The sequence below is a fragment of the Neisseria sp. P0021.S007 genome, assembly GCF_051956855.1.
Genome location: NZ_JBQCXA010000256.1, coordinates 1 through 886 on the forward strand (window position 1 = coordinate 1; position 886 = coordinate 886).

1 protein-coding gene is annotated in these 886 nt (G+C 54.6%); it reads right to left on the reverse strand.

Annotation, left to right across the window (positions count from 1 at the left end):
- Positions 1 to 213: 213 nt before the first annotated feature.
- Complete coding sequence (locus ACTHUR_RS12645; RefSeq protein WP_440398834.1) at positions 214 to 750, reverse strand: hemagglutinin repeat-containing protein; 537 nt, start codon at positions 748 to 750, stop codon at positions 214 to 216.
- Between the last annotated feature and the right edge of the window lie 136 nt (positions 751 to 886).

Here is an 886-nt window from a genome sequence, read left to right on the forward strand (position 1 = left end):
CCACGGTTCGAACTGGCGCGATCGTATTCGATATAAATTCGTTTATTAGAATCACGCAAGGTGGCTTGGACATCCGGGCGGCAGATCCCTACCCGGCACATTTGGTTGTTTACCTGCTGTTGGTTGATCCTAATATCTTTCGCTGCGGCTGTGGCCGCTGGCTTTGCTTTGGTTGTAGTTGCCGGATACGCTCCATGCGGTACCGAGCGCGACTTAGGCGCGGATGCCGCCGCCGCTTTGTTTGCTTTCCTGTTCGACAGTGTCCTGCGGGCTTTCGATGTGCAGTGTGCCGCCGACTTCGGCGTCGATGCGTCGGGCATGGGCTTGGGCACCATTCAGCACGGTATTGCCCTTGCTGCTGAGCTGCAGTTTGTCCGATTGCAGCAGGGTGTTTTGATGGGTTTGGCTGTCCGAACGGTTTTTGCCTTTGCCGTAGGCGGCTTCGGCATAGATATAGACGCCGGTTTGGGCACCAACGGAAACCCCGACGCCGACCTGTACGCCGGCATTGCGGTTTTTGCCGTCCTGATGTTGGCTGTCTTGGGCCGACTGCAGCCGGATGTCGCGTGCGGAATCGAGGCGGATGGTGTCGCCCGCGGTAATGTTGCTGCCTTGGACGGTAATGTCGCCCTCGTGGCTGCGGATATTGATGTCGCCGCCGGCTTTCAGGCTGCTTTGCCGGCTTTGGCGGTAGTTTTGGTTTTGTTCTTTGCCGGCGGATTTAAAGCCGAAACCGGCTTCAACGGACAAGAGGACGGCGCCTTGTTGGCTAGACTTGCTTATTCAATCCACTCAGTTACAATTTTTCTAATTGATGCTTCTTGAATCTCAATTTGAACTCTCGTGTCCAACCCTATTCCATCCTGTATAGTTATTACCATAAAAT